This is a genomic window from Promicromonospora kroppenstedtii DSM 19349, assembly GCF_000515355.1.
GTDB classification, from domain to species: domain Bacteria; phylum Actinomycetota; class Actinomycetes; order Actinomycetales; family Cellulomonadaceae; genus Promicromonospora; species Promicromonospora kroppenstedtii.
The window spans coordinates 3069-8801 of record NZ_KI911625.1; the positions used below are offsets into that span (position 1 = coordinate 3069).

7 protein-coding genes are annotated in these 5733 nt (G+C 72.8%); 3 read left to right on the forward strand and 4 right to left on the reverse strand.

Features of this window, described 5'->3' with window-relative positions; genetic code table 11:
• Positions 1-69 precede the first annotated feature (69 nt).
• Positions 70-645: a shikimate kinase gene (locus tag PROKR_RS05590; RefSeq protein WP_051432710.1), complete on the reverse strand. Its 576-nt coding sequence runs from the start codon at positions 643-645 to the stop codon at positions 70-72.
• A 122-nt stretch (positions 646-767) separates the two neighbouring features.
• Here PROKR_RS05590 and PROKR_RS05595 point away from each other — a divergent pair, with 122 nt between their 5' ends.
• Complete coding sequence (locus PROKR_RS05595; RefSeq protein ID WP_036960427.1) at positions 768-1445, forward strand: DUF429 domain-containing protein; 678 nt, start codon at positions 768-770, stop codon at positions 1443-1445.
• Positions 1446-1451: 6 nt separating this feature from the next.
• Here PROKR_RS05595 and def read toward each other — a convergent pair whose 3' ends face one another.
• A complete protein-coding gene (def, locus tag PROKR_RS05600; protein WP_051432711.1) occupies positions 1452-2006 on the reverse strand; it encodes a peptide deformylase in 555 nt (184 codons plus the stop codon).
• Between the two features lie 113 nt (positions 2007-2119).
• On the opposite strand from def, the gene PROKR_RS05605 reads away from it, so the two are divergent.
• Positions 2120-2941 carry a phosphotransferase gene (locus tag PROKR_RS05605; protein ID WP_051432712.1) on the forward strand — a complete coding sequence of 274 codons (822 nt, stop codon included), beginning with the start codon at positions 2120-2122 and terminating at the stop codon, positions 2939-2941.
• A gap of 13 nt (positions 2942-2954) precedes the next feature.
• Here the strand turns inward: PROKR_RS05605 and PROKR_RS05610 are convergent, their stop codons facing one another.
• The gene (locus PROKR_RS05610; protein WP_036960429.1) at positions 2955-4127 is read right to left on the reverse strand and encodes a UDP-N-acetylglucosamine--N-acetylmuramyl-(pentapeptide) pyrophosphoryl-undecaprenol N-acetylglucosamine transferase; all 1173 of its coding nucleotides are present in this window, start codon (positions 4125-4127) and stop codon (positions 2955-2957) included.
• Positions 4128-4487: 360 nt separating this feature from the next.
• Here PROKR_RS05610 and PROKR_RS05615 point away from each other — a divergent pair, with 360 nt between their 5' ends.
• Positions 4488-4676 (forward strand): hypothetical protein, encoded by a 189-nt coding sequence (locus PROKR_RS05615; RefSeq protein ID WP_036960431.1) that lies wholly within the window; start codon positions 4488-4490, stop codon positions 4674-4676.
• A gap of 262 nt (positions 4677-4938) precedes the next feature.
• Here PROKR_RS05615 and PROKR_RS05620 read toward each other — a convergent pair whose 3' ends face one another.
• Positions 4939-5706 (reverse strand): IclR family transcriptional regulator, encoded by a 768-nt coding sequence (locus PROKR_RS05620; RefSeq protein WP_036960433.1) that lies wholly within the window; start codon positions 5704-5706, stop codon positions 4939-4941.
• Between the last annotated feature and the right edge of the window lie 27 nt (positions 5707-5733).

A 5733-nucleotide genomic window follows, 5' to 3' on the forward strand; every position in this document is an offset into this window, starting at 1 on the left:
GCTTCGCTGGAGCGGCTGCTGGCGACGGCGTGATCCGCGGTCGCCGTCTCTGAGGCGTGGTCGCCGTCGCTAGGCCGCCAGCTCCGCGAGCAAGCACTCCCGGAGCGCCACGAGCTGGTCGGCCGACTCGGCGGGGACGGCCCCGTCGGTGAAGACGGTAGCGGCGGCGACCTCGGCGGCCAGGGGGTCGGCCACCCAGGCTGCGATCCAGTCGCGCCCCTCGATGATCCAGTCCTTGCCCCGGGCTGAGATCGCGCGCTCGCGCAGCACGGTCACCGACCGCTCCGGGTCGGGGCTGGGCAGCAGGTGGATCACGTCGGGGACGGGTGCCAAGGTGCGCCGCACCTCCTCGGCCCACGCAGGGTCGGTGAAGCTGGTGTAGCCGGCGCCGAGCGCGATGACGGCGTCCGGGTGCTCCGCGACGGCCCGCTGCACGGCGTGCGCGCGGGCGGGTTCCCACTCGCGCTCCGCGGCGGCCCAGCCGACGGCGTCGTCGCGCTCCAGCAGCCGGCCGAGGCTCCAGCCGACCTCGGCGCAGTAGGACCACGCGATGTCGTCGATGTCGACGAACGCGTGACCGAGCCGCTCGGCGACCAGTGCGCCGAGCGTGGACTTCCCTGCCGCGAGCGGGCCGACCAGGATCATGAGAGCCTCCCGTAACTGGGTGAAATATCCCAGTATCGCCTATAGGTCGGGCTCGGCTCGTTCCGGCACTCTGGCGCTTCGGACGCCGTGCCCTGCCGTGCGATGTCGGAGACGATGAGTTGATGGTCCGGGTGCTGGGCGTCGACGTCGCGAAAAAATACTGGGTCGCGGTCGCCAGCGACCTGCGCGTCTACGCGGACCCGACGCTGGCCGGACTGCTCGAGGCCGCCGACGCGGACGGCCCGGTCGAGGTGATCGGCATCGACATCCCAATCGGCATGCCCGACGGCGCCGGGTACCGCCAGGCCGACGTGGCGGCCCGTGCGGTGGTCGGGCCGCGGTGGCCGTCCGTGTTCATGACCCCGCCGCGTGCTGCGCTGGAAGCGGGGTCCTACGCCGCGGCGCTGGAGACGGCTCGCCGGGTGGCGGGCAGAGGGCTCAGCCGGCAGGCGTGGGCGCTCGGCCCGCGGATCCTTGAGGTGGACCAGGTGGTGCGATCGGTGGACCGGCGCATCGTAGAGGTGCATCCGGAGCTGTCGTTCGCGACATTGGCGGGGCGGCACCTACCCGCACCCAAGTCGACCTGGGCGGGGCTGGAGGATCGACGGGCCTTGCTCGCCGAGGTCGGGCTCGCTCCGCCGGCGGACGTTGGCCGACCGGGGTACGTGGCCGGAGCGGACGACGTGCTCGACGCGGCTGTCGCGTGCTGGACTGCTCGTCGGGTAGCCGACGGAACCGCGGAGGGGCACCCCGATCCGCCGGAACAGCTCGATGGCATCGCCGCCTGCATCCGCGCATGACGGACCTCAGGCTGCCCCCGGCCGATGGTGGTCCAGGTAGTTCTGCGTGGTGGTCAGGGTCGTCATGTCGGGCATCCGGTCGAGGTAGACCAGCCCGTCGAGGTGGTCGATCTCGTGCTGGAAGACGCGGGCGGCGTACCCGGTGACCTCGCTGGTCAGCGTCTGCCCGGTCTCGTCGGTGTACCGCACCGTGATGCTCTCGGACCGGGGCACCAGGCCCATGTAGCCGGGCACGCTGAAGCAGCCCTCCCAGTCGAGCGCTGTCTCGGCCGAGCGCTCCAGGATCGTGGGGTTCAGGATCTGGATCAGCCCGGTCTCGGGCCGGTCGGGGAACACCTCGGTCTTGCGGACCTCGACGATCGCGGCGCGGACCGAGACGCCGATCTGCGGTGCGGCGAGCCCGGCGCCGTGGAGGCTGCGGAGCAGGGTGGTCAGGGCGTCGAGGACGTCGCGCGCCTCCGGGGCCTCGATCTCGGCGGTGGGGGCCTGGAGGCGGGGGTCTCCGATGGCGACGAGATCGGCCTCGGTGATGTCGTTGGTCCAGTTTCCGCGCTGCGTCATGCGACTCCTTCCGGGCAGGACGGCCATCGTCCCAGACCAGTGGGGATCTGCACTTGCCGGAGGCACCAGCCCCGGTCAGGATCGCGGGCGGGCCGCGACACCAGGGGAGACACATGTCAGACGAACGCCGGGACTGGCTCGCCGGGCACCTCGCCACGGCCGCCGACCGGTTCGGCGTGACGCTCGACGGCGATCCGGTGCGCGGGTCCTACGACCGCACCCTCGCCGTCCGGACGTCGGGGCCCGCGTGGCTGCGGGTCACGGCCCAGGAGCCGCGGTGGGCGCGGGGCGAGTACTGGGACGGCGTCGCGACGGCGACGGGCGCGCCGTTCGACACCGTCCCGATGCCCCGGCATCTGCGGTCCGCCGAGTGGGCCGACGGCGGCCAGGTCGTCCGGGCGGACCTCCTCACCTTCGTCGACGAGCCCGCTGTCGGCTCGGGCCTCGTGCTGGACCACCCGGTCGAGCTGCCCGACACCTGGTGGACCGCGCTCCGGACGGGGCTCGACGCGCTGCGCGCCGCCACCGGAACCGAACGGCGGGTGCTGCGGCCCGAGGAGCTCCAGGAGTCGATCCGCGCCAGGTTCGGCGTCGAGATCGACCTCGGCCGCGTCGAGTGGGAGGTGGCCCACGGCGACCTGCACTTCGGCAACCTCACGGGCCCGCGCCTGACGATCCTGGACTGGGAGTACTGGGGCTGGGCGCCCGCCGGGTACGACGCCGCCGTCCTCGCCTGCTCCGCCGTCCTTCAGCCCGACGTCGCCGCCCGGGTCCGCGCCGAGTTCGCCGGAGTGCTCGGCACCTGGTCGGGCGCGGTGGCCCAGCTCGCCGCTGCCCAGAAGTACCTGCGGCTGGTCGACATCGGCGCGCACCCGGAGATCGACGGGCCCGTGCGACGGCTGGCCGACGTCGTCGTCCGGGAGCGGTTCGGCTGAGCGAAGCTGAGCCTCACGCCCCAGGCTTCGCTACCTCGAGCAGCAGGTCGACGAGCCGCTCGGCCGCGTCCGGCACCCCGTTGCTCCGCGCGGCCTTGGCCATGCGGTCGCGCCGTCCGGCGTCGTCGAGCAGGCCGGCCAGCGACCCGCGGAGGTCGGAGAAGGTGAGGTCGCCCTCCAGCGAGACCGCCGCGCCCAGGTCCTGGAGGCGGCGGGCGCCCAGCACCTGCTCGTTCCCGGCCGCCGACGCCAGCGGGATCAGCACGGCGGGCTTGCCCAGCGCCGTCAGCTCGGCGATGGTTCCGGCCCCGCTCCGGGAGACGACGACGTCGGCCAGCGCCAGCACGTCCGGCAGCTCCGCCCCGACGAACCCGAGCACCCGGTAGCGGGGGGCCAGCTCGGGGCCGAGCCTCGCGGTGCGCTCGAACATCTCCTTGAGGTTGTTCGGCCCGCACTGGTGGATCACGTTGGCGCGCTGGAGCAGCCAGGGCAGCGTCTCGGCGACCAGGTCGTTGATCTGCACCGACCCCTGCGCGCCGCCCGTGACGTACAGGACGGGCAGGTCGGGGTCGAACGAGTCGAGGCCCAGAGCGTCGACAGCCTTGAGCGGCTCGCCGGTCAGCACCTCGGCGCGCACCGGGTTGCCGGTCACGACGGCCCGCTCGCGCGCCGCCTCGGGCAGCAGCTCGATGGTGGACGGCGAGGACACCGCGACCCGCGTCGCCCGCTTGGCCAGGAGGCGGTTGGCCAGGCCCAGCCGGACCGTCTGCTCGTGCACCACGAGCGGACGCCGGAGCAGCCCCGCCGCGATGCCGACCGGTACGGCGACGTAGCCGCCGGTCGAGAGGATCACATCGGGCTTGAACTCCGAGACGATCGACCGTGCCTGCGCGACGCCGAGCGGCACCCGCGCCATGTCCTTCATGTTGCTCGCCGACAGCATGCCCAGCGGGTTGCTCGACCGGCGCAGCTTGCCCGTGGCCACCGGCACGAACCGGATGCCCTCGGACGCCGTGACCCGGGCCTCCAGCCCGTTCGCCGTGCCCGCCCAGAGGGCGCTCACCGCGGTACCCGTCCCGGCCAGCCGCGCCTGCAGCGCGCGCAGCGTCGTGAGCGCCGGGTAGGTGTGGCCGCCGGTCCCGCCACCGGTGACCAGAAGTCGGAACTCGGACGGCTGTGAACTCACGAGACATCTCCCAGGACGGCAGCGGAAGGGGTGTGATGCCCACTCTAGGGGGTCTGCGGCGGTCGCCCGCTTCGCCAGTGAGGTACGGATAGTCCCAGGTCAGCGTGTCGGGGTGGGTCCGCACGGCGCAGGCCGGGGAGGGCCTGGCGCAGACCTACCGAGACCGGCTCCTGAGTAAAGAAATGTGCCGACATGAATGCTGGAAAGGTGTTCTATTTCTACTTCTGCATTTGTCTTGACGGCTCTCCGCAATTGCTGGCAGGATCTCGGCCACCCATCGATCTGGGTGCCAAATGGTCACGAGACGAACGTTGAAATCGGTCGGCCCTGGCTCGGAATTGCGACAGAGAGTAGAAGGTTATGGCCGGCGTGATCGCCACGGGCGTCTACGTGAGGGTGACCGGGATGTCGAGCACGGAGCGCGGCTCCGAGGGCGTCGTGAAGACCGTCCGGCAGGGGTGGGCCGGTAAGGAGGCCGTGGTGGTGGCTCCCGGCCCGCTGCGGTCCCGAGAATTCACCGTTCCGCTGGTCGACCTCTCGATGAGATGAGCCCTGTCGCCCGCGCCGAGTGCCCGGTGATCGTCGCGGCGGCGTGAATTCCGGACGGCGTCTCGAGCGGTGACCCGGGCGCCGGAGAATATGCATTTCCCTGCTGTCCGGATTGCCGGCAGGGCGACGCATTGCTGCAGTTCAGAGGCCCCTTTCGCGGCGATGTCCCGCCGCTGTTCGCGAAGTCGGCACTCTGCATCGAGGTCGGTCCAGGCCTGTGCCGATCTCGATGCAGAGTGCCGACCGGCCCCGCGAGCGAACCTCACCTTGCCCCCAGCCGTCGGCTGACCTCGCGTGCCGCCTTGGTCGCCTGCTCCGCGAGGCCGGCGCGGGCGGCGTCGTCGTAGGCGTCCGAGCGGAACGTGATCGCCAGGCCCGCCACCGGCCGCCCCGTGTGGTCGACGACGGCGGCCGCCACCGATGCGAAGCCCGTCGTCACCTCGCCGTCCTCCACCGCGAAGCCGCGCTCGCGCGCCAGCCGCAGCACGTCGCGGAGCTCGCGCAGGGTGCGCGGTCCCGAGCCGGTCAGGTCCGTGAACGACCCCGGCGTGGGGTACAACGCTCGCACCTGCGCCGGCGGGAGCAGCGCGAGCACGGCCCGCCCGCTCGCGGTGAGGTGGCTCGGGAGGTGGACGTCGACGTCGGTCACCAGGGGCGGTCGTCCCGCCGCCCGCTGCTCCACCAGGTACAGGACCTCCCGGCCGTTCAGGACGGCGAGGTGCCCGTTCTCGCCTGCGGCCTCCACCAGGCGCGCGACGACGGGTGCGGCCAGTCGGGTCAGCGGCGCCTGCCGCGTGTAGGCGCTGCCCAGGCCGAGAGCCGCCACGCCCAGGCCGTAGCGGCGCTCGTCGGGGAAGTGCCGCACGAAGCCCTCGTCGCCCAGCACGGACAGCAGGTGGTAGACGCTGGACCGGGGCACCCCGATGCCGTGCGCGATCGCGCCCGCGGGCACCGGCCCGGGCTGTGCCGCGAGGAACGAGAGCAGCCGCGCGGTGTGGCGCGCGGCGGGAACGGCGCTGCTGGTGCCCACGGGGCGGCCTCCTGGGGGTTGGCCCGG

Bases quoted from the DNA above. Each gene is read 5' to 3' on its own strand.
- PROKR_RS05590 (WP_051432710.1), bottom strand. From the start codon at position 645: ATGATCCTGGTCGGCCCGCTCGCGGCAGGGAAGTCCACGCTCGGCGCA.
- PROKR_RS05605 (WP_051432712.1), top strand. From the start codon at position 2,120: ATGTCAGACGAACGCCGGGACTGGCTCGCCGGGCACCTCGCCACGGCC.
- PROKR_RS05595 (WP_036960427.1), top strand. From the start codon at position 768: ATGGTCCGGGTGCTGGGCGTCGACGTCGCGAAAAAATACTGGGTCGCG.
- def (WP_051432711.1), bottom strand. From the start codon at position 2,006: ATGACGCAGCGCGGAAACTGGACCAACGACATCACCGAGGCCGATCTC.
- PROKR_RS05615 (WP_036960431.1), top strand. From the start codon at position 4,488: ATGGCCGGCGTGATCGCCACGGGCGTCTACGTGAGGGTGACCGGGATG.